At 58.5% G+C, this 23,675-nt stretch carries 23 protein-coding genes; 10 read left to right on the top strand and 13 right to left on the bottom strand.

The features are described from left to right. Positions 1-1,383: outer membrane protein assembly factor BamA (gene bamA / locus AC1DWM_RS20710; protein ID WP_477796008.1), on the bottom strand; the 1,383-nt coding region annotated here is incomplete at its 3' end. Between the two features lie 221 nt (positions 1,384-1,604). Between bamA and AC1DWM_RS20705 the strand changes: the two genes are divergently transcribed. The 3 genes from AC1DWM_RS20705 (at position 1,605) to AC1DWM_RS20695 (ending at position 4,116) form a co-directional block, all read left to right on the top strand. Continuing rightward, complete coding sequence (locus tag AC1DWM_RS20705) at positions 1,605-2,288, top strand: response regulator (protein WP_477796007.1); 684 nt, start codon at positions 1,605-1,607, stop codon at positions 2,286-2,288. Continuing rightward, positions 2,285-3,547 (top strand): HAMP domain-containing sensor histidine kinase, encoded by a 1,263-nt coding sequence (locus tag AC1DWM_RS20700; RefSeq protein ID WP_223520203.1) that lies wholly within the window; start codon positions 2,285-2,287, stop codon positions 3,545-3,547. Before AC1DWM_RS20705 ends, AC1DWM_RS20700 begins: the two co-directional genes overlap by 4 nt. Positions 3,548-3,666: 119 nt before the next feature. Continuing rightward, positions 3,667-4,116 (top strand): hypothetical protein, encoded by a 450-nt coding sequence (locus AC1DWM_RS20695; RefSeq protein ID WP_223520205.1) that lies wholly within the window; start codon positions 3,667-3,669, stop codon positions 4,114-4,116. Between the two features lie 84 nt (positions 4,117-4,200). On the opposite strand, the gene AC1DWM_RS20690 is transcribed toward AC1DWM_RS20695, so the two are convergent. The 9 genes from AC1DWM_RS20690 to AC1DWM_RS20650 form a co-directional block, all read right to left on the bottom strand. Further along, positions 4,201-4,950, bottom strand: coding sequence for an AraC family transcriptional regulator (locus tag AC1DWM_RS20690; protein WP_223520207.1), 750 nt, complete (start codon positions 4,948-4,950; stop codon positions 4,201-4,203). A 74-nt stretch (positions 4,951-5,024) separates the two neighbouring features. Next, positions 5,025-6,281 (bottom strand): FAD-dependent oxidoreductase, encoded by a 1,257-nt coding sequence (locus AC1DWM_RS20685; protein WP_477796006.1) that lies wholly within the window; start codon positions 6,279-6,281, stop codon positions 5,025-5,027. After that, on the bottom strand, positions 6,278-6,514 hold the full coding sequence (locus AC1DWM_RS20680) for a (2Fe-2S)-binding protein (RefSeq protein WP_223520211.1): 237 nt from the start codon (positions 6,512-6,514) through the stop codon (positions 6,278-6,280). The genes AC1DWM_RS20685 and AC1DWM_RS20680 overlap by 4 nt, the downstream gene beginning before the upstream one ends. Next, on the bottom strand, positions 6,507-7,622 hold the full coding sequence (locus AC1DWM_RS20675) for an NAD(P)/FAD-dependent oxidoreductase (RefSeq protein WP_477796005.1): 1,116 nt from the start codon (positions 7,620-7,622) through the stop codon (positions 6,507-6,509). Before AC1DWM_RS20675 ends, AC1DWM_RS20680 begins: the two co-directional genes overlap by 8 nt. Beyond that, complete coding sequence (locus tag AC1DWM_RS20670; protein WP_452627153.1) at positions 7,619-8,551, bottom strand: 4-hydroxyproline epimerase; 933 nt, start codon at positions 8,549-8,551, stop codon at positions 7,619-7,621. Before AC1DWM_RS20670 ends, AC1DWM_RS20675 begins: the two co-directional genes overlap by 4 nt. 114 nt (positions 8,552-8,665) lie before the next feature. After that, complete coding sequence (locus AC1DWM_RS20665) at positions 8,666-9,337, bottom strand: GntR family transcriptional regulator (protein WP_223520217.1); 672 nt, start codon at positions 9,335-9,337, stop codon at positions 8,666-8,668. A gap of 118 nt (positions 9,338-9,455) precedes the next feature. Then, positions 9,456-10,343 carry a DUF2950 domain-containing protein gene (locus AC1DWM_RS20660; RefSeq protein ID WP_477796004.1) on the bottom strand — a complete coding sequence of 296 codons (888 nt, stop codon included), beginning with the start codon at positions 10,341-10,343 and terminating at the stop codon, positions 9,456-9,458. Positions 10,344-10,369: 26 nt separating this feature from the next. Further along, entirely contained in the window at positions 10,370-11,929 is a 1,560-nt protein-coding gene (locus AC1DWM_RS20655) for a DUF3300 domain-containing protein (RefSeq protein WP_223520220.1), read from the bottom strand. Between the two features lie 198 nt (positions 11,930-12,127). Further along, complete coding sequence (locus tag AC1DWM_RS20650; protein ID WP_223520222.1) at positions 12,128-13,405, bottom strand: flavohemoglobin expression-modulating QEGLA motif protein; 1,278 nt, start codon at positions 13,403-13,405, stop codon at positions 12,128-12,130. 301 nt (positions 13,406-13,706) lie between these two features. Between AC1DWM_RS20650 and AC1DWM_RS20645 the strand changes: the two genes are divergently transcribed. From AC1DWM_RS20645 to AC1DWM_RS20635, 3 genes are all read left to right on the top strand, one after another. Then, a complete protein-coding gene (locus AC1DWM_RS20645; RefSeq protein ID WP_223520224.1) occupies positions 13,707-14,366 on the top strand; it encodes a VIT1/CCC1 transporter family protein in 660 nt (219 codons plus the stop codon). A gap of 76 nt (positions 14,367-14,442) precedes the next feature. Next, a complete protein-coding gene (locus tag AC1DWM_RS20640) occupies positions 14,443-16,233 on the top strand; it encodes a SulP family inorganic anion transporter (protein WP_223520226.1) in 1,791 nt (596 codons plus the stop codon). Between the two features lie 194 nt (positions 16,234-16,427). After that, positions 16,428-16,691: a hypothetical protein gene (locus AC1DWM_RS20635; protein ID WP_452627146.1), complete on the top strand. Its 264-nt coding sequence runs from the start codon at positions 16,428-16,430 to the stop codon at positions 16,689-16,691. 131 nt (positions 16,692-16,822) lie between these two features. On the opposite strand, the gene AC1DWM_RS20630 is transcribed toward AC1DWM_RS20635, so the two are convergent. Both AC1DWM_RS20630 and AC1DWM_RS20625 read right to left on the bottom strand, forming a co-directional pair. Then, entirely contained in the window at positions 16,823-17,242 is a 420-nt protein-coding gene (locus AC1DWM_RS20630; RefSeq protein ID WP_223520230.1) for an MAPEG family protein, read from the bottom strand. An 81-nt stretch (positions 17,243-17,323) separates the two neighbouring features. Then, positions 17,324-18,277, bottom strand: a complete 954-nt coding sequence (locus AC1DWM_RS20625; protein WP_477796003.1) for a hypothetical protein — start codon at positions 18,275-18,277, stop codon at positions 17,324-17,326. A gap of 199 nt (positions 18,278-18,476) precedes the next feature. Here AC1DWM_RS20625 and AC1DWM_RS20620 point away from each other — a divergent pair, with 199 nt between their 5' ends. From AC1DWM_RS20620 to AC1DWM_RS20610, 3 genes are all read left to right on the top strand, one after another. Continuing rightward, positions 18,477-19,433 (top strand): AraC family transcriptional regulator, encoded by a 957-nt coding sequence (locus AC1DWM_RS20620; protein ID WP_223520234.1) that lies wholly within the window; start codon positions 18,477-18,479, stop codon positions 19,431-19,433. Between the two features lie 445 nt (positions 19,434-19,878). Next, positions 19,879-21,438 carry a multiheme c-type cytochrome gene (locus tag AC1DWM_RS20615; protein WP_223520236.1) on the top strand — a complete coding sequence of 520 codons (1,560 nt, stop codon included), beginning with the start codon at positions 19,879-19,881 and terminating at the stop codon, positions 21,436-21,438. A 207-nt stretch (positions 21,439-21,645) separates the two neighbouring features. After that, positions 21,646-22,218, top strand: coding sequence for a hypothetical protein (locus AC1DWM_RS20610; RefSeq protein ID WP_223520246.1), 573 nt, complete (start codon positions 21,646-21,648; stop codon positions 22,216-22,218). Positions 22,219-22,495: 277 nt separating this feature from the next. Here AC1DWM_RS20610 and AC1DWM_RS20605 read toward each other — a convergent pair whose 3' ends face one another. Continuing rightward, positions 22,496-22,894, bottom strand: coding sequence for a hypothetical protein (locus AC1DWM_RS20605; protein WP_477796002.1), 399 nt, complete (start codon positions 22,892-22,894; stop codon positions 22,496-22,498). A gap of 329 nt (positions 22,895-23,223) precedes the next feature. Between AC1DWM_RS20605 and AC1DWM_RS20600 the strand changes: the two genes are divergently transcribed. Beyond that, a complete protein-coding gene (locus AC1DWM_RS20600; protein WP_477796001.1) occupies positions 23,224-23,634 on the top strand; it encodes an NUDIX hydrolase in 411 nt (136 codons plus the stop codon). Positions 23,635-23,675: the final 41 nt, after the last annotated feature.

The raw sequence follows: 23,675 nt of genomic DNA, 5'->3' as shown, positions 1-23,675 counted from the left end.
GGTCAAGCCGATGCTGACCTTGTTACCGGTACCCAGGAAGTTGTTCTGGGTGATCGAACCACCGAGGATCAGGCCGGCACTTTGTGCGAAGCCAATGCTGGCAGTGATCGAACCGGAAGCCTGTTCTTCAACGCCGTAGTTCACGTCAACCTGGTCATCGACACCTGGCACAGCCGGGGTTTCGACGTTCACTTCTTTAAAGAAGCCCAGGCGTTCAAGACGCGTCYTGGATTGATCGATCAGGTAGGTCGAAGCCCAACCACCTTCCATCTGACGCATTTCGCGGCGCAGCACTTCGTCTTCGGACTTGGTGTTGCCACGGAAGTTGATACGGTTAACGTAAGCACGTTTGCCCGGATCCACAGCGAAGGTGATGTCGACCGTGTGGTCTTCATTATGGGGCTGAGGCACGCCGTTGACGTTGGCGAAGGTGTAACCCTCGTTACCCAGACGGCGGGTGATCAATTSCGAGGTGGTGGTCATCAGCTTGCGCGAGAACACCTGGCCTTTCTGAACCAGCAGCAGGGACTTGATCTGATCTTCAGGGACTTTCAGGTCACCGCTCAGTTTGACGTCACGAACGGTGTACTTGTCGCCTTCGTTGATGTTGACAGTGATGTAGACGTGTTTCTTGTCCGGGGTGATGGACACCTGCGTCGAAGCGATATCCATATTGATATAGCCACGGTCCAGGTAGTAGGAGCGCAGACGCTCCAGGTCACCGGAAAGCTTTTCACGCGCGTACTTGTCGTCGTTCTTGAAGAACGACAGCCAGTTGGTGGTCTTCAGTTCRAACAGGTCGATCAGGTCTTCTTCAGGGAAAACGGTGTTACCCACCACGTTGATGTGCTGGATAGCCGCGACGGTGCCTTCGTTGATGTTGACCTTCAACCCGACACGGTTACGGGGTTGCGGCACTACYTCGGTGTCGACGGTGGCGGAGTAGCGACCCTGGGCGACGTATTGGCGCTGCAGTTCGTTGCGCACACCTTCGAGCGTGGCACGCTGAAAGATCTCGCCTTCAGCCAGACCGGATTGTTTGAGGCCTTTCATCAGGTCTTCAGTAGAGATYGCCTTGTTACCCTCGATCTCGATACTGGCGACCGACGGGCGCTCGACTACCGTGATGACCAGGACGTTGCCATCGCGGCCCAGCTGGATATCTTGAAAGAACCCGGTTTTGAACAACGCACGAGTGGATTCCACCAGGCGACGATCATCCGCCTGTTCACCGACGTTCAACGGCAAAGCACCAAAGACGCTACCCGCGGAAACCCGCTGGAGGCCATTGACGCGAATATCGGAGATTTTGAAGCCTTGGGCGTGCGCAAATGTGGCATTGAGCAGCAGCGCAACCGAGCAGAGAAGGTGCGAAAAATTCATCAAGTTGTTCCAGGATACATCGACAAGCAGCGCAGGCACGCCTGGATAACTCGCCGTAGACGGGTCACCGCACAGGGGCCAGGCGGGTGGACGTCAAGCATAAAAGCGCGGGATGTTTGGTGCGGTTAACCAAGTGTCAAGTTAGGTAAAGGTTGGACTGAAACGATGACGGTGCGCGGGGCAATAGAGATAATGCGACGATGTTCACTCAAGAGCCCGCCATGATCTCCGTATTGCTAGTCGACGATGACCAGGAACTGACGGCAATGCTCTGCCAATACCTGGAGAGAGAAGGCTTCGAGGCGACTGCCGTACACACCGGCGAGGAGGGCGAACACCAGGCGCTTTCGGGTCGTTATGGCATTGTGGTGCTGGATGTGATGATGCCGAGACTGTCAGGTATCGAGGTTCTCAGGCGTATCCGGGCCAGCAGCCAGGTGCCCGTAGTTTTGCTCACGGCTCGTGGCGACAATATCGACAGGATCACCGGCCTGGAACTTGGCGCCGATGACTACGTGCCCAAGCCCAGCTCTCCGGGTGAACTGGTGGCACGTTTGCGGGCGATCATGCGCCGGGTGCGATCGATGAGCCCGCCAGCCATGGAAGTCATCGAGAGCGGCACTCTGACCTTGTGGCCGGGCAAGCGTCAGGCTCGGTGGCATGGGCGCGAGCTGGGCCTTACCAGTACCGAGTTCAGCTTGCTTGAAGAATTGGCCCGACGGGCAGGACAAGTAGTGAGCAAACAGGAGCTGTCGCTCAATGCCTTGGGGCATCCGTTGACCCGCTATGACCGGCGCATCGATGTGCACATCAGCAGCATTCGACAAAAACTGGGGCCGCGTCCCGACACCAGCGCGTGGATTCAGAGTGTGCGTGGCCTCGGTTATCTGTTGATCGCGGAATGATGAGGCCAAGCCGCTTGTACTGGAAACTGTTCCTGGCGTTCTGGCTGGCTACCAGTCTGACGTTCTTTGTCGGGCTGGGCATTCTGATCCTGGAAAACTTCCGCCCCGGCGATCCTCATCTGGAGGTTGTCCTGGTCAGTGAGGAACAGCTGCTGCAGCAATTTGGCATCGAATCGGGCAAGCAACTCCTGGCGGTGTGGCAGCATCCTCCTGGTCAGGCGATTGGCGTATATGACGTTGCTGGCCAGCTGCTGGCCGGCTCACCGGTATCGCAACCGACTTATGAGCGCTCGTTCATCAGTAAAGAGGGGGTCACACTTTCGCTCAGGTCCTCTCGTTCTCCTGGTCGTGACGATAATGGCAGGCCCGGGCGTTTGACTCCGCTGATCGTCGGCACCGTGATGAGTGCGCTGTTTAGCGGGTACCTGGCCTACTATCTGGCTTGGCCGTTGGCCTACTTGCGGCGGGCGATGAGCGATGTCGCGCAGGGGCACTTCGATACCCGGGTCAAACCGATGATGGGCAGGCGCCGCGATGAAATCGTCGACCTGGCCGAGGACTGTGACCGAATGGCCAACCAGTTGAAATTACTGGTGGAGGCTCAGCAGCATCTGTTGCACGACATCTCCCACGAACTACGTTCACCGTTGACGCGCATGCAGGCCGCCATTGGGCTGTTGCATCAGGTCCCGACTCGCCTGGAAATGATCGAGCGCATCGAGCGCGAGTCGGTACGCATGGATACGCTGATCGAGGCCCTGCTGACCCTGGCGCGCTTACAGGGCCGGCCCGAGAGTTTCGAGTGTGAATCACTGGATGTCATCGAGTTGTTGGCGGAAATCGTCGAGGACGCCCAATTCGAGGCGAAGATAAAAAATTGTCGGGTCAGTCTGCAGGCCTGTCCGGCCTTCGTCAGCCGTGTCAACGGCGAGCTGTTGTATCGGTGCTTCGAGAACGTCATTCGCAATGCAGTGCGTCATACCCGGTCGGTGAGTACAGTGCGGGTCTGCGCCGCGGTCGATCTGCCAACACAAAGCCTGACCGTACAAATTATCGATCAGGGGCCAGGAGTCGAAAGCAGCAGACTGCAGAGCATTTTCCATCCCTTCGAGCGTGGTATCGGCGAGCACAGCGGTGGTTTCGGCCTGGGACTGGCAATCGCCTCCAGGGCGGTAGAGGTGCATGGCGGCACTATTGCGGCGTACAACGAGCCGTCCGGTGGGTTGATCATGGATATTCGTTTGCCCCATCGGGCTTGATCTTTACACGAAATTACATTGCCTTGACCGCCCTGTACGCACTGTCTCAGTAGACTTCTCACTGAAGCTTACTCAACGTTTGCTGATTTTCTGAGTGATGCCATTGAGAGGAGGTCGGCATGTTTCTGGTTCATAAAAAGGGATTTGTATCTGGGCAGAAAATGGTGGACGGGCTGGTACCCTATGATTTCTTCTGCGAAGACAATCCGGATATCAACCTGTTTGTATTCACTGGTTCTGCCACACCGGGCAAGGCGGTCAAGGAACAGACGCTCTGGGGGTTTACCCGCATGGAACGTTTTGAGGCGCTGAGCCACACCTTGGTGGCGAACAAAAGGAACGACGGCTGGTTTCAAAATGTGAGCGTACTCACCGGACCAACCCGCAACGGTACTCAGGCTGTGATGTTTCAGCGAGTACTGAAAATCATCAAGCATACCGTTGCATTGGGCCATACTGCGCCCCAAACGGATTATGAGATCCACACCGTTGAGGGTGATACCTACTTCACTCGTCGTCCCACTACATTGGATACTGCACAATCTGTCATCTATGCAGCAGATCAATAACCTGCCCGCGTCAACCACCATCCACGCCGTGTCATAAAAACCGATAGCCTCAGTGTCAGACAGGCTCATGAGAATGTTATAGGTTCAGTGTTGATTGTCGCGATACTGACTCGGCGACAAACTGGTCAACGCCCGAAACTGCCGGCTAAAAGCACTATGGTCGGTATACCCACAACGCAAGGCAATCTCGGTAATCGGCAAATCGCTATGCAACAACAACCGTGAACCCTCTTCCAGCCGTGCCTTGTGAATCATCTGCCGCGGTGTGAGCTGGAATACCCGTTTGCAATGACGCTCCAGTTGCGCCACCGAATACCCGGCAATGTCCGTCAACTCGGCAAGGCTGATAGGTCGGGCAAAGTGATCACGGATATGCGAATCCACCGCGGCGAGCTTCTGATAAGCAGGATGACTGGATTGTGGCGATTGCAAATCGCGGGAAATGCCGGCCAGGCCAACGATGCGACCTTGTTCATCTTTGAGGGCTAGTTTGTGGGTCAGGCACCAGATCGGCTGGTTGCCGAAATACAGGTGCAGTTCCAACTGGTCGGCTAGTACCCGGCCGCTGGAGAGCACCCGTCGATCCTGTTCGGTGTACAGCGGGCCGAACTTTTCCGGGAAGACCATTTCAGCGGTGCGTCCCAGCAGTTCCTCACTGTGTTTGAAACCGCATCGCCGGGCCAGGGTCTGGTTGACGAAGGCGTAACGGGCCTCGCGATCCTTGATGAAAAACACCACGTCCGACAGGGTATCGAGCAGCGGCGCGATCGGCTGAAGACTGTTCAGCAGCGTCGGCAAGTCGCAGGGTTTAAACGTGGTGAGCGAGGGGTACATGGCGTTGGGGGCCTGATGTCGACCCCCGGGATCATAGTGGCTCGGCAGCGTGGCCGAAACCCCCGATGCGATCATCACGCGGGCGGGGTGTCGTCCAGGCACATCAAAGTTTCGATTCGCGCCGGGCTGAACGGTGGGCGCGGCGCTGAGGGTTGCCAGCCAAACAGATGCTGCACCGCACCGCCACACACACGCCCCTGGCAGGCCCCCATGCCGCAGCGACTGGCCAGCTTGGCCTCACGCCAGTCCGTGTGCCCAGCCAATGCGGCGTATGCCACATCTTCGCAACGGCAAACCAAGGTGTCGGGGCGCGCCAGGGATTTGAGTCGCGGGTCGAGGGCGAATGCCTGATTCAGTGCATTGGCGAACCCCTGCCAGCGTGCCCGGCGCGGCCACAGTTGGCGGGCTGCTACAACGTCGCCCACTGCGGCGTGGCCGGCAATCGCACCTTCCACCAAGGCCAGTTCACTGCCACCGAATCCGGTGCATTCACCTGCCGCGTAATGATCGGCGCGGTTGCTGGCCTGCCAGATGTCCACCGCCAACGCCTGTCCTTCAATGGCGTAACCCAGCGCCTGACCCAATTGGATATTCGGGATCAGGCCGAATCCACAGGCCAGCCGATCACATTCCAGTTCGACGATTTTGCCTTGCTGTTGCAGGCGTACGCCTTCGAGTCGGTCAGTGCCAAGGGCTGCGATTACATGAGTGGCTGCACGGTAATGACGGTTGAACAAGCTGAACGACTGCAACCATTTCGCCGGCCAGCGCGGCAGTTGCGCAGCGAAACCGGAGACCGCCGTGAGCGAAGCTTGCTCGGCGATGCGTAGCACCGATGCTCCGTGTTTTTTTGCGGTAGCCGCACTGGCCAACAAGAGCGGCCCGCTTCCGGCGATTACCACGCGCTCATCACGCACCGAAAGTCCGGATTTGATCAGTGCCTGCAAACCCCCGGCCCCGGTGACCCCAGGCAGCGTCCAGCCGGGGAAGGGCAACAGCAACTCTCGGGCACCGGTGCACAGAATCAATTTGCCATAGCTGATCAGCCAGCCGTGATCGTCGTCTTCGACCAGCAATTGTTTCAGACCGGGATTGGCGATCACCCGAGTGCCGCTGTGATGGCGGATATTGCCGTGGGACTGTAACCGCTCACGCAGGTGTCGGGCCTGAGCGGGGAGACTGGCTTGAGGGCCGTCGCGCCAGATTTGCCCGCCGGTAAACGGGTTGTCGTCGAGCATGACAATGCGTGCACCACTGGGTGCTGCTGCCAGTGCGGCGGCCATGCCGGCGGGGCCGGCACCGATGATCAACAGATCGGCGTATTCGTTCATGGGTGTGTCTCCACCTGCATGCCGTCACGGCACAGGGTCTGGCACGCCAGGCGACGGCGACCGTCGATGGTCACCCGGCATTCCTGGCAAATGCCCATGCCGCACAGCGGTGCGCGCCGTTGACCGCTGACCGAGGTGCGGCTGCAACCGTTGCCGCCCAACGCCAGGGCTGCGGCGACGCTGGTACCGTCGGCGACCCTCAGGGCATGACCGTCGAGCATCAATTCAGGCATACACAGGTTCTCCGAGGAAACGTTGGGGCAGATAGGGTTGCGCAGCCAGTGGCGGGGTTTCGTTGAACAGTTGCGCGACCAGCAAATCCGCGGTGCCGGGCGCGGTGGTCACCCCCAGTCCTTCATGACCGACCGCCAGCCATAAGCCCTGACGTTGTGGGTGCTGACCCACCAGCGGCAAGCCGTCGGGGCTGGCGGCACGAAAACCGGTCCAGGCGCGGATGCCATTGAGCCGAGCCAACCCTGGCATGTATTCGGCCGCACGCTTGAGCATTTTCGCCAACATCCAGCCTTCGACCTGCGGGTCGGTCGTGCCGAATTGCCGCGAGGCTCCAATGAACAATTGTCCGGTCGGACGCGGTTGAATATTGCAGGCCGTCGACGGGCCCTTGGCATTATGGGCGCTGGTGACGTAACCCAGTTCCACCAAGGTGTGGGTGACGGTGACGGGGTAGCGGTCAGTGATGAGCAAGTGACCTTTTTTCGGCTCGATGGGCAACTCAGGGCACAGTTCATTGGCCTGAATACCGTTGGCCAGCACCACCGCTTCGGCACTCAACCAGTGGCCGTCATCGAGGCGTACCCGATGGCCATCGACCTCCGTGACATGTGCCCGGCGCTGGCGGATGTTCGGTGTGTCGAGCATCCAATTGGCCGTGGCGGGCGCATACAGAATGCCGTCACCCTTGATCAGCAATCCCCCTTCAAGGCCCTCGCGCAGTTCCGGTTCACGCTGGCGCAAGGCACTGGCACCGACCAGTTCACAAGCGATTCCCTGAGCCTGCAGGTTCAGGCATTTGCTGTGGGCCACCGCCATTTCCTCGGCGTTGGCGGCCAGCCAGAGCGTGCCGTTGTTACGGTAAGCGCAGCCGTCGGGCAAGTCCGGTGCGTGCTCGCGCCAGCGTTGCAGGGAATAATCACTCAGGGCCAGTTCGGCCGGGTTGTCGTCGAGCACCAGTAAGTGGCCCATGCCCGCTGCCGTCGCGTTATGCAGGCCGGCATCGAGCACCAGCACCTGCAAGCCGCGACGCGCCAGCGCCTGGGCGCAAGCCGCGCCGATGATACCGGCGCCGATGACGATCACATCGGCCACACGGCCCTGGCTCATGGGCGAATGCCCCAGGCGAACGGATCGTCCTGTTCAATGATTAAGCGGGCTTCGGCACTGATGAAGGCGCGGCCACGAATGGTCGGCACGATACGCTCACCCTGCCATTCGAAGGAGCCTTCGAACTCGCTGCCAATCACGCTGGCCTGGCGCCAGATCTGCCCTGGCTGCAAGGTGTCGTCAGCCGCCATGCACGCCAGTTTCGCGCTGGTACCGGTGCCGCACGGTGAACGATCGTAGGCCTTGCCAGGGCAAAGTACGAAGTTGCGGCTGTCGGCGTGATCGTCATCGGCGAACAGCTCGACATGATCGATCAGGCCGCCGTCTTCACCGCGAATACCCTGGGTTTCCAGTGCCTGCTGCACCGCGTAGGTGTAAGCGGTCAGCGCCTCAAGGTTGTCCCCGGACACCCGCAGGCCGTGATCGGCGATCAGGAAAAACCAGTTGCCGCCCCAAGCGACATCGCCGGTCACCTGACCGATACCCGGCACCTGCAATGCCAAATCTTTGCGATAACGATAGGCGGGGACATTGCGTACGCTGACCGAATGGTCGTCGTGCAGGGTAGCTTGTACCGTGCCCACAGGCGTCTCGATGCTGTGCACGCCAGGACCGATCTTGCCCATATGCGCCAGAGAAGCCACCAGACCGATGGTGCCGTGACCGCACATGCCCAGGTAACCGCTGTTGTTGAAGAAAATCACTCCGGCACAGGCGCTCGGGTCTACGGGTTCGCAGAGCAGGGCACCCACCAGCACATCACTGCCCCGTGGTTCCAGCACGCACGCCGCACGCCATTGGTCATGCTGTTCGGCCAGGATTTTGCGCCGTTCAGCCATGCTGCCACTGCCCAGATCAGGAAAACCGGCGGTCACCAGACGGGTCGGTTCGCCGCCGGTGTGGGAGTCGATGACGGAGATGTTTTTCATGGGAGGGCCACGTCCATTCGGTTGAGTGAACGCTAGAGTGGCCCGTGCGGTCGGGTGTCGGCTTGATGGATTTAACCTGTGCCGATGACGAAATCAGCACAGTGTCCGCAGCGATCAGTGAGCGTGGGGCAGATGCTCGAAGAGGGTCTTGCAGACCCCGGCAATGTGCTCATCCAACAGCTTCACCGCCAGATCCACATCCCCGGCACGGCAGGCCGCAAGAATCTCGCGGTGCTCGTGATCGGCGCGCTCCTTGCCGGCGGACAGGCTCATCTGCATGCGCAGGTAGCGCTCCAGTTTGTCGTTGACCGAACGAATCAGACTCACCAGAAACGGCCGCTGCGCCGGTTCGTAAAGACAGGAATGCAACTCCCAGTTGAGCTCGGCCCAACGCCCGACGTCGTCTTCGCCGATGAATTCCTGGCAGATGCTCTCGGCACGGGCGAAGGTCTGTTCGGTCATGTTGGGAATGGCCAGGCGCAACACCTTGTCCTCCAGCAACATACGCACTTCGAACATCTGCGCCAGTTCCGCATCGGAAATCCGCGTGACCATCGCCCCGCGATTGCGCTGGAACATCACCAGGCCTTCGGCCTCCAGCCGCTTGAGGGCCTCGCGCACCGGGATTTTGCTGACGTTGAACTGGCGGGCAATGTCGTCCTGGCGAATCGGTTCATCCTCGGCAAAATGCCCGGCGACGATCGCGTCCCGCAAATGACGGGTGATGATTTCCGAGGTCGAAGGCGTATTGCCAAGGTCGGGAGCGTTGAGTTTGGGTAGGTTCACGTCGGCGGTCGTTTGGAGTGAGATAGCGCTAGGGTATACGAAATTCTTTAGCCGATCTTCCTCTCCGATGGCGCCGGGTACCGAAGTACCGGCGCAGCGGCTGTTTGAATGCCAGGTTCTAGTCTTGATCTTCCGAGACTTCTTTCCAGCTGTCATCCGGGTCAAAGAGCTTCATCGACTGCGCCAACTTTTCACCATCAGGCCCCAGGTCTTTTTCAAATATCTGGCCGTCATGACTGATCATGAAACTCATCACACCGGTATCATCGTATTTCGCCGGCCAGGCGATCAGTGCAAAACCTCGGCTCATCTTGTCACCGATGAGGTAGCTGTAGGCACCACCCGGTGCCGAAGGGCCTTGGCCAGTCAGGATGCGGAAGTGGTAACCATGCCAGGCTTCTCCGGCAATGGTTTTGCCGAACGAGGGACCCAACGGGCTGATCTGACCGCTATCGTCGTCTGCCCAATAAAGTCCATCGTGCTTGCCGGGGGCGCTGTAGATATTCTGCGCATACTCAAGTGCGCCGTCACCGTCACGATCCACAGACGCATAATCCATCTGGGCGTCGTGATAGGCCTGCGCCGATTGCAACGCGGCGAGTTCGTTGCGGCCAATTCGACGTGCGCGAATTTCGGCACTGCCGGCCTTGATGTCGAAGTGCCAACCTTTCGTGCCTTTTACGATGGGGACAGGCAGTGTCCAGTTGTTGGTTCCGACCGACAGGATCGCCTCGCCGTCGCTGGTTTTTTCAATGTGGTTTTGCTCGTGGTACAGCTTCAAAAATGCATCGACATCTTTGCGCTCCGCACCTGCGCGAGGGATGTAACTACGCCATTCTTTACCCAGTAACTCTGTCAGGCGTTCATTATTGGCCTGTTTCGTACCCAGTGCTTCGACGAACGCTTGAGCGGCCTTTTCGGGCGTTGGAAATTCCTCATGTGCCATGACCATGCAGGACCACGCAACGCCTGCCGTTATCGCCAGGGACTGACGAAGCAAGCCCATGAGTGTCTTCACTCGAGGATTGTTATTCAACGACGGCCACCCCTTTGACTTTGACGCGCTGGTGGATTGGACGGCCGACTGACCTGTTTGCCGGCTGATCGCGAGGCACTCGGGCGCTGGGCCGATGCCTGGCTGGCCCGGCCACGATTCGCTTGTGCGTTGACTTGGGACGGTGAGCGCGTGCCGGCAAATGCGTTGTTGCGGGCACTGCCCTTACTGGCGACCTGCGTGGTCGGCCGACTTTTCGTAGTTTGGCGCGCCTGTGCGTTACCCTGTCCGCGCTGTCTGGCATCAGCGGTCTGTTTCCTGGGTTGCTGATTTTCCCGTGTGTTTCTGTCAGTGCCCTGGCCTCTGTTAGAAGCCTGCTGTCTGTCAGTTGCACTCTGTCTTTCAGCCGCTCTCTGTCTGTTGGCTGCGTTCTGCCTGGCAGCATCCCTGTCTGTACCACCTTGTGCCCGATTGCTGTCCACGCCTCTGGCCTGGGCGTCGCGCGCTTGATCACGGGCTTCGCGGTTGGTGGTGGGAGGTCGTTCGATACCGGCCCTGTCCATCGAGCTACGGGCATTTTCACGCTGCTGGGCTCGCTGGGCGGTGTCCCCTCTATAGGCTTCACGCTGATTGGCACCGTTCAGTTGACGACCGTACTGCTCGCGGCTCCTGCTGTCGCGATAGGGAACGCCATTGCGATGCGCGGAGTTATGCTCCCACTTGCTCTGATTGACGTTGATTCGGTTGTTGCCATTGATGTTGTTGTAGCGTTCGACGTCGATGTCGACGTCGTTATTACCCCAGTCACATTCGCCCCACAACGAACCGACGATGGCCACACCGGCACCAAACGCCAGCCCGGTCAACAATGCCTGGCCGGGGTAATAGGCGGGCGGCGGTGGGTAGTACGCAGGAGGCGACGCAGGATAAGGCCAGGTGCCGTAGGTGGTTGTCGGGTTATAAGTGGGTACGTAGACAACCTGTGGATCGGCCGGCTCAATGATGATGGTGGAGGAGCTGGCCGGAGCCGGGGCCACAGTTGTGGACGTGGCTGCCGGTGCCGGTGCCGGAAAATTCTGAACCGTCACGTTCTGATATTGGTTGCTCTGCAGGTTGCCTGCTGCCTGCGCCTGATGACGCAAGCGTTGCACCGCTGCCATGAGATCGTCGGGCTGCGCCAGGAAGGCATCACCCAGGCGTTGTACCGCCACGGGATCCTGTCCCAGCGTGGCCAACACCTGCGGGAAGGCGACGAGCGCCTGTACACTCGGATCCCAGGGCTTGTTCTGCACTTGTTTGACTGCATCATCGCCCTTGGCGTTCGGGTTGGCTTTAGACCAGGCGACTGCTTCGCTGAATTCCCCGGGATACGTACTGGCCATCAGAATCTGTGCCAGCAGTGGATCCGGGTAAAGCGCAATGGGCGCCAGCAGTTGATCCAGCTGTTCCTGGGTAAACACGGCATCTTTAAGCGTCGAACTGGCGGGCGCTGGCACGGCAGTGGTCGTGCTTGAGGCCGCTTCCACTGCCTGCGATACGCAGAAAGATCCGCTCAAAATAAGGACAGCTGACAACGTGTAGAGTGATGGAATGCGCATTGCAACTCCATGTGGTCAGGCAGGTTTGGAATGAGTGGATCAATGCCACAGAGGTGAGGTCCGACTTTGCTAACCCCAGACCTCAGCTTCGATACCGCTCATTAAGCGTAGCAAACAAAAAAATTCTGCTATTTATTTACATTCGCTCGATCCGCTCTGGAAACTCATACCAAACCACTCAGTTTGTAGCTTGCGTCATCACCGGGCACTGGCATCGGTTTCGTGCTCGTCTGCAAACGCCACGAGCACCTCCAGGTCGAGCACATCCAGCTTGATCCGAGCGATAAAGGCTGAGAAGGCGAGGTTGGCGGCGAGCAGGCGCAGATCGCTGGCCCACGCTGGAAGATAGACCGGCCCCTGGAGCCAGCCCGACTCGAACAGTGGCGCCAGGCGTACGGTATCCCCCAGGCTGAGGCGCCCGGCAAACAAATGGCCAACCAGTTCCGGCCGGTTATCGCGAATCGCGATGCGCAGCAGGGTATGGACGCCGAGCAAGCCAGTCAGGTAGGCGGCATCCTTGGTAAACGCTGACCCACCGTGCAGGTCGGCGCCGCGGAACACCCGTTGGGTGGAGCGAAACGACTCCTCCTGCGACTGACCGGCCGCCAGAAAACCTTCGAATACCTGGATGAAATCGGCGCCCTCCAGCGCCTGTTGGACGGCGAGCACGCGCAAGGCGAGGCGACGCAAGCGGTTGATGTCCATGCTGCCGGTGAACAGCTCGGCCAAGGTAGCAATACCCTCCTGAGTCTGTGTCGTGCGGGGTGCCCCAAGGCCGAGGCTTTTGAGGTTGGGTTGGCGCGCGCCGTTTTGTGCCGTGGCGATATGCACGAACGCCTCGTGCTGCAATAGCTGATTCTTGTCCAGTTCAGAGAACATCGCGCTGGCGCGCAGGCGGATGCGGCTCGCCCCGGCGATGGCCTTGGCGGCCAGGGTCGGATCGAGTATCACCGTGACCTGGCCCTCGCCGAAGAATCGGTCCAGTTCCGGCTGCATCCAGGCGGCAAAGGCCTCGGCCGGGATCTCGGCCGGGCTCGGTGGAATCCGGGCACTGCCCAGAAGGGCGTCGGTGGTGTCGAGGAAGAACCGGGCGGCGTCCAGCATGCTCAGGTTGAGGCGGGGGTAATGGAAATCCGGGCGCCGGTACAGCGCTGATGAATAGTCAGTAAAGGCGGGAGTGCCAATGGCCCCCAGCATGCGTCCGGCCGTGGCATAGCTTCGCGCTGTCATGGCGAGGTAGTTCCCGGCGGGATGCGCTTCATCACAATGGTCAACAAAGGATTCCAGCGCGTCGATGTCGGCGCTGTGGTCACGCGGACGCAGTTCGACGTTCGGCAACTGTGCATGCCCGCTGCGCCAATTCGCCAGGAAGGCTTCTTCGACGCCATCGGGCCACGCCAGGGCATCCAGCACGCGGATCTTGCGGGCCAGACCGGGCAGGGCGGCATCGAGTTCAGACAGGGGCGTGGCGATCATCGGAATCTCCTGGGGAGACAAGACTTACCAGTAAAAGCTTAGTCGTTGCTGATGCAGCGCGTTGTTACAGGTCAGGGCGCTGCTTGCGGGAGATTGATGCGAACAGGCAAGGCAGGCATTCGCGTGCTAACCGTTATAGAGGCTGCATCAGGTGCGCTGTTGTAGACATCGCGCTCGAAGTCGGCGACAAATTTTTTTGTCACTACAATTAAGTGAAATCGAAAAAGAGCACCGCCTGATAGCGCTGTGCTCTGGCCTATGAAACTTGCACACGTGGGTACCTTTCAGCGAGGTAGGACGCATGCCAAACACCGAAGGACAGAAGCGGGCACGGATCCTCGACCCGGTCGATCGTGTCACAGAGGTCATATTCGGCCTGCTCATGGCGATGACGTTCACTGGAACGATCAGCGTGGCGACATCGGGCCAGGAGGCTGAACGTACCATGATGTTTGCCGCGCTCGGTTGCAATCTTGCCTGGGGGCTTGCAGACGCGGTGATGTATCTACTGCGCGCGTTGATCGACCGCACGCGTAAAAGCACGTTATACGAGAAACTCGGCGGGGCGGACGCGGCCACCGGCCAGGCGCTGGTGGCGGGGGCTCTGCCGTCGCACCTGGCGGCAGCAGCCAAGCCCGAGACCCTGGAATTGTTACGCAGCCGCCTGGTCGATTACCCCGCCACGTCGGTACAGTCGCGCCTCGGTTGGGATGATTTCAAAGGTGCACTGGGCGTTTTTCTGTTGGTGGTGGCATCGACCTTTCCACTTGTAGTGCCTTTCCTGTTACTCGAAGAGACGGCGCTCGCCGTTCGTCTATCTAATTTGGTCGGGCTCGCGGTGCTGTTCATCGCGGGTTGGATACTGGCGCGATACGCCGGCGCAAAACCGTGGCAAGGCGGGGTTGCGATGGCGGTCACTGGCGCGGTTCTGATCGTCGCGATCGTCGCGCTCGGCGGATGACGAACAAAAGCGGATTCGGCAATTCTGCAGCTGCCTCTAAGCCATTACGCGCTGTACACCAAGGGGTTACAGTTCTATGAGCGATTCGAATTCTGTACCTTCCGCCCCCGAACCGGGCCGTATTGCACATCGGGTAGCCGGCGCCGAACAGAAACACTGGAGCCGCTGGCTGCCTGGACTGAACACGCTACTCACCTATCAAATAGCCTGGTTGCGAAATGACATCGTCGCCGGACTCGTCCTGACCACCATGCTGGTGCCAGTGGGTATCGCCTACGCGGTGGCCTCGGGCGTACCCGGCATCTATGGTCTTTACGCGACGATCATTCCGCTGCTCGCTTATGCGTTATTCGGGCCGAGCCGGATTTTGGTGCTGGGGCCGGATTCCTCGCTGGCGGCCGTCATCCTTGCCGTGATCCTGCCACTGTCGGGCGGCGACCCGTACCGCGCCGTCGCCCTGGCGGGAATGATGGCTATTGTGTCGGGGGTGGTCTGCATCCTGGCCGGCATAGCGCGCTTGGGTTTCATCACGGAACTGCTCTCCAAACCGATTCGCTACGGGTACATGAACGGTATCGCGCTGACCGTATTGATCAGCCAATTGCCCAAATTTTTCGGCTTCAAGATCGAGTCCGCCGGGCCGCTGAGAAATATGTGGGCGATCATCACCTCGGTGCTGGACGGAAAAACCAACTGGGTCACGTTTGCCGTCGGTGCCGCCACGTTGGTGGTGATCCTGTTGCTCAAGGGGCACAAACGCATTCCGGGTATTTTGATCGCCGTGGCAGGCGCAACCATCGCCGTCGGTGTGCTGGACCTTGCCTCGAAATACGGAATATCGGTCCTCGGCGAGCTTCCACAAGGCATGCCGGCGTTTGCCATTCCCTGGATCACTCAAGCCGATATGGTCCCGGTCCTGATCGGAGGCATTGCCGTCGCGCTCGTTTCGTTCGCCGACACCAGCGTACTCTCGCGTGTCTATGCGGCACGTTCGCGTACTTACGTTGATCCGAACCAGGAGATGGTGGGGCTCGGCGTCGCCAATCTGGCGGCCGGTTTTTTCCAGGGTTTTCCAATCAGCAGCAGTTCGTCACGCACACCGGTGGCCGAGGCCGCAGGCGCCAGAACCCAATTGTCCGGTGTCGTCGGAGCGCTGGCGGTTGCCTTGCTGTTGCTGGTGGCGCCGAACCTGTTGCAGGACCTGCCCAACAGCGCGCTGGCGGCGGTCGTGATCGCATCGGCCATCGGCTTGATCGAGGTCACGGATCTGCGACGCATCTATCGCATTCAGCAGTGGGAGTTCTGGCTGTCCATCGCCTGCACCGTCGGCGTCGCTGTGTTTGGTGCAATCGAGGGGATCGCCCTGGCCATTGTGATTGCGGTGATTGAATTCCTGTGGGATGGCTGGCGGCCGTACTCCACGGTGCTGGGACGTGTCGATGACGTTCAGGGCTACCATGACATCAAGCGTTTTCCTGACGCACGACTGCTTCCCGGCCTGGTCCTTTTCCGCTGGGATGCGCCTTTGTTTTTCGCCAACGCCGAGTTGTTCAATGAACGGGTGCTGGACGCGGTGGCCACGTCCCCTACGCCGGTACGCTGGGTGGTCGTTGCGGCGGAACCTATGACCAGTGTGGACGTGACCTCTGCCGACATGTTGGCTGAACTGGACGAAACATTGCGCGCGGCGGGCATCGAGTTGTGCCTGGCCGAGATGAAAGACCCGGTCAAGGACAAACTGAAGCGATTCGGGCTTTTCACCCAGCTTGGCGAAACCGCGTTTTTTCCGACGTTGGGCACTGCGGTCAACAGCTACCTCGCGACGTATCCTGTGGAGGGGGCCAAACGGCAGGATGAGAATCAGTGAGGTGGTAGAGATGCACGAGTTTTGACGACTATCAGCGACCGAAGCGCCTTGCACGAATGCCTGGGGAGTCCTATCGTCAGATTTCAGGCGTCACAAAAGCTTTTGTGGAGTATGAGTGAACAATGTAAGTGCAGTTTCCCCTGAACATGCTCGGTGAGCGAGCCGACTGAGCGTTTTTGAARTGGAGGAACATCATGATTCGCAAGCACGTCTTGATGGCCTTGGCGACACTGGTCGTCGCCGCGGGTGTGCAGTGGGTCTCGGTGCCGGCGTATGCGACAGAGCAGGGAGAACAACGGCGTGAAGCGCGGGATACGAGGCAAACAGGGCGCTCCGACGCACGGCAAACCAAGTACGATTGCAGAAAGGCCAGTGACAAGAACAATGCAGAATGTCGCCAGGACAAGCGCAGTACCAAGCAGGACACGCGCCGCACCGCTCGGGACATCAAATATTGATCGTTAATGTAAATCCCGCTTCAATCCGCCAATGGGTCAATCCTTCCAGAAAACGGTCAAGGCAGAACGACTACATCAAGCAATGAAAAGCGGACATATTTATTGTCCGCTCGATTTGCTGGAGCTGCTACTTAGCCGTAAAAAGCGGCTATCACAATGAGCGCGAGAAAACACACCAACTGGACGCAAAAGAAGGTAAACCGAATTGCCACGAACGTATCGGTTTGCACATGGGATACGTGAACCAAAGACTGGCACACGCGAGCGATCAGGACGAGTGTGGACAAGTAGTTCACTGCAGGGCCGCTGACACCAAGGGCTGAAATCACGAACACGATGACAGCAAAGACAGGCAGATTTTCCACGCAGTTGGCGTGTGCTCGTGTCCCGCGCCGATACCAATCTTCGCCTTCGAGCTGATCGCTTCGGAACGAGGCAATCGGAACATTCGAGAACAAGATGGCGACCCAGCGGTACACGCCGACGGTTGCCATCAACAGCAGCAAAGTCCAGGTCGAAAACCCAAGCAGCATCCACATCGGTATGGTCATGGCCGCCATCCTCAATAAATCATTTTCAGCACGTCTTCCCACAGCCGCGCGGCCGACGAGGCGTCGGTCGCGCGCTGTCGATCAATGGCTCATGATGGGTGCCAGTGCAGTCTGAATCCTGGACATCTGTGCTGGCGTTGTCATGCTTGTAAGCAGCCGGCCAAAGTGTGGATGCAGCACGCCCGAGACAATGTATTGCCAGCGGTAGGCGCTCAGCACGCAGGCTTTGATTTGCGTTGTCTCATCGACACTGAACGGTCGTGAAACATTGCGAATAAAGTAGTCGGCATCGGATGCCGATTGCGCCTGAAGAATTCCGTCGACGGCCGCCACCAGCGCAATCAGATCGTTCACCGCCTGGTCGCACTCGGCTGGCGAGAGTTGCGCATGCTCCGTCTTCCACTCCAGTTCATCGAGTACGACGTGCCGGCTTTCATCCTTCCAGTGAAATTTGAAGACATCCTTGAACAGTGGGCACAACTCCTCGCGCGGTGCGATGCTTTGTACGTAGTGCGCCTGGACAAACAGCTCGATATGACAGGTCAGCGCCAGAACCGACCACGTGCTGGCCGCCAGTACCGCACGCGCCACATCGTTGGGATCGGCCACTTGACGATACCCCGCTGGCAAGTGCGTACCCATCATCATCTCCATGCGCCGAAACAACTCCTGGTGCTTGATCTCGTCGTTGGAAAAGCGCACCAGCGCTTCGAGTGCGAGCTGATTGTCAAAGACATGGGCCCGACCTTGATCGAGCATTTTGGCACTGATAAAACGCTCGACCAGGCCAAAGATATACGCATAGGTCCGGCCCTGAATCTGGCTGAGCAGGCGCGCCTCGGCCCCGGCGAGAAAGGTCAGGCGGTCGATCTGTGATAGTCCATCGGGCAAGAATTTGCGCGAGAAGTCGAAACTCCTGTCCTGTAGCAAATCGCGATCGATCTGCCATTCGGCCTTTTTCGATGATCTGACAATTTGAGCATAACGGTCGGCGTTGTCTGACTCTGAGCTGGGTAGGGTAGCGACGCTGTTCATATGGATCTCCTGCTGCCTTGGTCGGTTGAAACGGGGCAATTACGGTTGACGTCGGAGCCAATGACCACAGGTGAAGCGTCGGGGGGATAGTCTCGATCGCTGAGTCCGCGTTGGTGCTAATCTAGGTCTCGCCGTTCAGGCGGTGAATGACCAGTGCGCCGGATTACATGCTCAGGCGTCCGGAAAAGAGGGCAGGCAAGTGTTGGATGCGCTTTCTGATGTCTTGCGTGTGATTCGGCTGTCTGGAGGAGTTTTCCTCGAGGCGGAATTCACTGCGCCCTGGTGCATCAACGGAAGAATCTCGGCGGATGATTGCAAACCGTTCCTGGCGGCACCTCGGCATATCATTGCGTCGCATTTTGTCGCCGCGGGGCACATGCAATTGCGCATCGACGGTGGTGCCTCCATCGACGTGGAGGCAGGTGAACTCGTTCTGCTTCCCCGCAATGACCCTCATACTTTTGGCAGCGACCTGAGTATTGCGCCCATGTCGGCGAGCGAAGTTGTTCAGCCGCCAGAAGTCGGCGGCATTTCACGAATCAAGTACGGTGGGGGCGGCGAGGCCACGCAGTTATTGTGCGGATTCCTCGGCTCTGAAACACCCTTCAGTCCGTTGCTTTCGTCGCTGCCATCCGTATTGAAATTAGACATTCGCGCGACGGCTTCGGGAGCCTGGATCGAAAGCTCGTTCCGTTTTGCTGTCAGCGAAATCGCGGCGGGACGCGTCGGCTCGGCGACGGTCATTGCCAAGCTATCCGAACTGCTATTTGTCGAAGCCGTCAGCCAGTATGTCGCAAGCCTCCCCGTTGAGCGGCGCGGGTGGCTGGCGGGTTTGCGAGATCCGCATATCGGGCGCGCACTGGCGCTACTCCATGCTCGCCCAACCGAGGGCTGGACTGCAGAAGCCCTGGCGCTTGAAGTGGGGATGTCGCGCTCGGTATTCGCGGAGCGATTCACGGCATTGGTCGGACAGCCACCGATGCAATACCTGACGCTCTGGCGTATGCACGTGGCAGCTCAACACCTGCGCGAAGGTCGCGGCAGTGTGGCGCAAATCGGCTTTGCAGTTGGCTACGAATCCGAAGCCGCATTCAGTCGCGCCTTCAAACGTCAGTTCGGCACGTCGCCCGGCACTTGGCGCAGACAATCAGCGTGAGAGCTGGAGGCCGGTGTGTATGAACATGGACGCGCTTAAGTTTCGCCAGCCACGCCTTCATCTATGCATGTTTGTGTGTCACATAGTTATCGGGTGAAGATGAGCAGGAACGGGCAGAAATAGTGGCCCCCCCGATATCGGAGTGAACGCCCCCATTAATGGGGGGTATTGCTCTGCAGTATTCGCGCCTCCATTAGCACGTTGTTTCAATCCGTGACCAATGTTTGCGGAGTATTCAAGTCATCACACATATTTTACACAACGCTGGCAGAGTAATTGCTGACTGAGCTTATCCCGTTCATACAAGGTGCAGAGTCGGGAAGCAGTGCCGCTGTAAGTACCCCATTGAGTGATTACCTAACCATCGGTTTGCTTCACGCATTACCCCTGGCCACTCAATAGAAGTGCAGCAGTTATTCACTGCAACCGTCTAGGGGAAACGCTTATGAGCCGCTCTAAGCATACGTGTGCGCAGCGCTTTTACCAGATACGCAATAACTCGCCCAGGCCGGGTGAAATACTGGCAGCCTTTGTCCACAACCTGATCTACCTGGTGATCAGACCTGTTGTTCGCCGTCTTTTGTTCTTTCTCGCCTGCCTATTTACGATAACTCTTGTGGCGGCCGACGAACCTCAGGGTAACGACAATCAAGGTAATGAGAAGTGGGTGGAGCCGGCTCGCTCCAGGCTCATGCATGTGATTGGCGGGATGCCGTTCTTTCCGCATCGGGCCAATACCCCCGGCAACCTGGTTTTGAATGTAAAAGACTTCGACAATGCTCAGGTGTGTGGCGCTTGCCATACGGAGATCTACAAGCAGTGGCGCTCGTCGATGATGTCCCAAGCCTGGGATGAACCCATCTATCGGGCCTTGCTCACGCGTGCAAGTTCGGCCACCGAGGGGAAGGTCGATAACTTCTGCACCGGCTGCCATACCCCGATCGGTCTCACGACCGGGCAGATCAATTCGCAAGTCAACCGCTCCTCGATTGAAGACAGCGAGAAAAATCATCCGATGCCGGGGGTCGATTGCGAGACCTGCCACAACATCAGCGCTCGCACCGGCCTCGATAACGGCGCCTATGTCTTGAGCCCTCGAGCGCACGGTAGGCCGACCAAGTTCGGCCCGCGTAAAGATGCCATTTCGCCTTATCACGACACCGTGTATTCCGCTCTGCACACACGCTCGGACTTTTGCGCCACTTGCCACAACGTCACGCACCCGTTCAGCAGTGTGGCGGTTGAGCGCACCTATGACGAATGGCAGGAGAGCGCCTACAGCTTTAACAATGTGACCTGCCAGAGTTGCCACATGCCGGGTTTTGCGGGTAAGGCCGCGATCATGGGGCCAGACCGCGAGGAGGTCGCCTCGCATTGGTTCAGCGGCGCCAATGCCATGATGCTCAAGCATCTCGGTCAGGAAGAAGGCGCGCAACGCGCGCGCGACATGCTCGCGCGTGCGGCGGAAATAAAGTTCGAGCAACTGCCGGCAACCATCATTCCCGGGCAATACACCTCGGTCGCAGTCAAAGTTGCCAATGTCGGCGCCGGGCACAAGCTGCCGACCGGCTTTCCGGAGGGACGGGAGATGTGGATCGATTTTCGGGTGCTGGATGCCAGTGGTCGCGAGCTCTATCGACTGGGTGCGATCAAGGAAGGCAAGACCGAGGACAACACGCGAAATTTCAAAGTGCATATAGGCGACAAGGACGGCAATCCGTTGGATGTCGAGGTCTGGAACGCCACGCAAATTCTCTCGGACAACCGCATTCTGCCCAAGGGCTACGATATTCGGGAGTTTTCCTTCCTGGTGCCGGCCGACGCCGTCGGGCCGCTGACCGTGACTGCCGACCTGAACTACTGGCCGTTCTCGCAGAAGCTGGCTGACTACCTGCTCGGCAAGGATAAGTTGCAAGTGGAAATCACCCGGATGGCCAAAGTCACGCAGAGCGTACCCCTGTGGACAAGCCTGCCCGCCGCCGGGCCAGATACTGCGCACTTTTAGCTGCGCAGTGTCGATGTCCAGCCTGACCCCGATCACTCACCGTAAAGGCTGCTAATTCAGGCTTTCGTGGCCGGCTGCAAGCGACACATAGCTGCCGGCACATGTTAATGAACGGTTATCTTGTAAATGCAATTGCCAATTTGTATCATTCGTTTTCAATCAGCGAAGCAGGGAGCGCAACGCCCAAACAATAATAAGGTCAAGGCAATGCTCAAAATGCTTCTCGTATACGGTCATCTGCTCGCTACGTGTATTGCCCTGGGGAGGGTGTTACAGGCGGATCACAAACTTTGGAGTTGGCGCAAGGAAATACTGGACCAGGCGAGGCTTGAGTACCTTGATGAAACTCAGAAGATCGTCAGCCTCGCACTGCTGGCCCTTTGGGCAAGCGGACTGTTGCTGGTGCTTCAGGGTTATCTCAATGAAGGCGACGCGTATCTGCTCAATCAGAAACTCTGGGCCAAGGTGACTGTCGTCGCGCTGCTTAGCCTGAACGGTGCATTACTGCATCGAATCGGCTTCCCGCTTTTGCAAAAGGCTCCATTCGTCGCACTGCGCAGTGCAGGCCGCGCGCGGCTCGCCTTGTTGGGAGCGCTTTCCATGAGCGGTTGGTTATTCGCTGCTTTCCTGGGGGTGGCTCGAGCCTGGAATCACGTGCTGCCTTATCTACACGTGATGGGTGCATTCGCCGCATTCTCGTTATTGGCTTGTTGCGTGGCACTTGCAGTCGCCGGTAGGGCGGGCAGTGTCGGTGCGCCAAAAAACTCGGTACCGGGGTAGCTATCCATAACGTGCACCGCTGGGATTGTGGCATCTGAGCGACTGCTCTTGGCCATTTTCTGCCTGTCACGAGTGGCAGAAAACAACCCATTGCGAACGATCAGATTTCACGTGGGAAGCGCTGAACAAACATCCGATTCTACCTCGTCGACGTATTCAGACTGATTTCTACAACCTGGTGGGCGAGCACTGCTATTTCGGGCCGGTTTGAGTCCTGGTTTTGCAGGTTGGCGGAGTATCGCCCGTATTGCAGGCGGATTGATCCCGTGGCTTCGCACTAGCGACGATAGTAGCGGTGATCGTCCTCATAGCGGTGCCGCATGGCTCGATCCTGGTGGCGCTCCCAATAACGATGGCGTTCAGCTTCTTGGCGGGCTTGCTCTCTACGCCACTGATCTCTACGCCAGTCGTCTCGGCGCCAATCGTCTCTACGGTCGTGCCAACGGCCGTCGTGCCAGTATCGGTCGTCATGGGCAAGCAACGGCCCTGGCTGCTTGCCGGCCATATTAGCCAAGGTCGGCCAAGGGTTGCCGGCGGCCTGGACAGGCGCCTGAACGGCTGTGACTTCAGTTGCGAAAACAGGGGTTGAGGTCTTCATCTGTGTTGCTGATGCCGAGCCTACTGCCGCGAACGCGAACAGGCCGAAGAGCACCATCCGTAGGTCATGGAATTTCATGAGCGAAGACAACCTCTGATTGACAATTGGACGTGGGGCCATCTGGCTGCGGGAAGCCTGCGGGTTCGCGCTTACCCAGCGGATGTGCCTATCCACATAGACCGATAAATAGGGAAAAGTTCGTAAGCGTCCGAGCATCCCGTCTTGCGTAACTAAGCCGGTTACCGGCGATGCGGCAACAGTTCTTCAATTTCACTCGCCCGGCTTCGTAGCGAACGCTCAACACACCTTGACCAGATTTTCGCGTCATCCGGTTTCGGTGGTAACTTGCTTCCCATAAATTTCCCGCCCCATCTAGGGATCAACTGAAAAGGAACAGGTGTAACTGCATGGCAGCGGATAAAGCTTGCCCAGTGGTACTGCGAGACCGTGAAACGCTGGAGATTTTGGCGTTTGAGCACCCATTGGCAGGCCTACAACTGGTCAAAGGCAGTGTGGAACTAGGTGAGTCAACCGACCTGGCAGCTGTACGAGAGCTGCTAGAAGAGGCCGGCATTCAAGCCACGCTAGGGCGAGATTTGGGAGAGTGGCGTTCTATTATAACGGGGCACATCTGGGCATTTCATGAGTGTCATGTGGCCCAAGAACTCCCCGATACTTGGGTACATTTTGCAGAAGATGATGGAGGGCATGAATTCAGATTTTTTTGGCATCCTCTAATAAGTGAGGCGTCTGAAAGATGGCATCAGATTTTCAAGGATGCTTTAAGCTTTCTTAGGATTACCCTCGCTGAAGTCTAAGAGTGCGTTCAACGTGAGCGTCTGGCAAATCCACGTGCCCG

The organism is Pseudomonas sp. P4_C8 (assembly GCF_056401975.1).
Note: the sequence above shows the minus strand (reverse complement) of the source record. Positions and strands in the feature narration are given on the sequence as shown.

Coding starts and splice junctions, on each gene's coding strand:
- AC1DWM_RS20705 (WP_477796007.1), top strand. CDS start 1,605: ATGATCTCCGTATTGCTAGTCGACGATGACCAGGAACTGACGGCAATG.
- AC1DWM_RS20700 (WP_223520203.1), top strand. CDS start 2,285: ATGATGAGGCCAAGCCGCTTGTACTGGAAACTGTTCCTGGCGTTCTGG.
- AC1DWM_RS20695 (WP_223520205.1), top strand. CDS start 3,667: ATGTTTCTGGTTCATAAAAAGGGATTTGTATCTGGGCAGAAAATGGTG.
- AC1DWM_RS20690 (WP_223520207.1), bottom strand. CDS start 4,950: ATGTACCCCTCGCTCACCACGTTTAAACCCTGCGACTTGCCGACGCTG.
- AC1DWM_RS20685 (WP_477796006.1), bottom strand. CDS start 6,281: ATGAACGAATACGCCGATCTGTTGATCATCGGTGCCGGCCCCGCCGGC.
- AC1DWM_RS20680 (WP_223520211.1), bottom strand. CDS start 6,514: ATGCCTGAATTGATGCTCGACGGTCATGCCCTGAGGGTCGCCGACGGT.
- AC1DWM_RS20675 (WP_477796005.1), bottom strand. CDS start 7,622: ATGAGCCAGGGCCGTGTGGCCGATGTGATCGTCATCGGCGCCGGTATC.
- AC1DWM_RS20670 (WP_452627153.1), bottom strand. CDS start 8,551: ATGAAAAACATCTCCGTCATCGACTCCCACACCGGCGGCGAACCGACC.
- AC1DWM_RS20660 (WP_477796004.1), bottom strand. CDS start 10,343: ATGGGCTTGCTTCGTCAGTCCCTGGCGATAACGGCAGGCGTTGCGTGG.
- AC1DWM_RS20655 (WP_223520220.1), bottom strand. CDS start 11,929: ATGCGCATTCCATCACTCTACACGTTGTCAGCTGTCCTTATTTTGAGC.
- AC1DWM_RS20650 (WP_223520222.1), bottom strand. CDS start 13,405: ATGATCGCCACGCCCCTGTCTGAACTCGATGCCGCCCTGCCCGGTCTG.
- AC1DWM_RS20645 (WP_223520224.1), top strand. CDS start 13,707: ATGCCAAACACCGAAGGACAGAAGCGGGCACGGATCCTCGACCCGGTC.
- AC1DWM_RS20640 (WP_223520226.1), top strand. CDS start 14,443: ATGAGCGATTCGAATTCTGTACCTTCCGCCCCCGAACCGGGCCGTATT.
- AC1DWM_RS20635 (WP_452627146.1), top strand. CDS start 16,428: ATGATTCGCAAGCACGTCTTGATGGCCTTGGCGACACTGGTCGTCGCC.
- AC1DWM_RS20630 (WP_223520230.1), bottom strand. CDS start 17,242: ATGACCATACCGATGTGGATGCTGCTTGGGTTTTCGACCTGGACTTTG.
- AC1DWM_RS20625 (WP_477796003.1), bottom strand. CDS start 18,277: ATGAACAGCGTCGCTACCCTACCCAGCTCAGAGTCAGACAACGCCGAC.
- AC1DWM_RS20615 (WP_223520236.1), top strand. CDS start 19,879: ATGAGCCGCTCTAAGCATACGTGTGCGCAGCGCTTTTACCAGATACGC.
- AC1DWM_RS20610 (WP_223520246.1), top strand. CDS start 21,646: ATGCTCAAAATGCTTCTCGTATACGGTCATCTGCTCGCTACGTGTATT.
- AC1DWM_RS20605 (WP_477796002.1), bottom strand. CDS start 22,894: ATGAAATTCCATGACCTACGGATGGTGCTCTTCGGCCTGTTCGCGTTC.
- AC1DWM_RS20600 (WP_477796001.1), top strand. CDS start 23,224: ATGGCAGCGGATAAAGCTTGCCCAGTGGTACTGCGAGACCGTGAAACG.